This is a genomic window from Streptomyces iakyrus (genome assembly GCF_000717055.1).
GTDB classification, from domain to species: domain Bacteria; phylum Actinomycetota; class Actinomycetes; order Streptomycetales; family Streptomycetaceae; genus Streptomyces; species Streptomyces iakyrus.
Genome location: NZ_JNXI01000146.1, coordinates 1 through 313, shown reverse-complemented (window position 1 = coordinate 313; position 313 = coordinate 1). Strand labels below are relative to the sequence as shown.

The 313-nt window shown below is 61.0% G+C and carries 1 protein-coding gene; it reads right to left on the bottom strand.

The features are described 5' to 3' along the window. The coding region (locus tag OO68_RS49095; RefSeq protein ID WP_033314757.1) for an ABC transporter substrate-binding protein at nt 1-313 on the bottom strand (313 nt) is incomplete at both ends.

The following is a 313-nucleotide window of genomic DNA, read 5'->3' as shown; positions in this document are numbered from 1 at the left end:
CTCCAGGCCGTAGGTGTTGTTGATCGGCGGAACGACGAGCTGCTTCTGGTATTTCGGATCCTTCAGGTCGTTCCAGGAGGTCGGCGGCGCCCAGCCCTTCTCCGCAAATGCCTTGGTGTTGTACATCAGGCCGGTCGCAACGATGCCGATCGCCACGGCGCGATCATCCTTGAAGCGGGCGGTGTCGTAGATATCGGCCGGAAGTCCGTCGAGCTTGCCGCAGAAGCCGAGCTGGATCGCCTGATACATCGGGCCGTCGTCGACGATGATCACGTCGATCTGCTGATTACCCTTCTGCGCCTGGAGCTTTGCC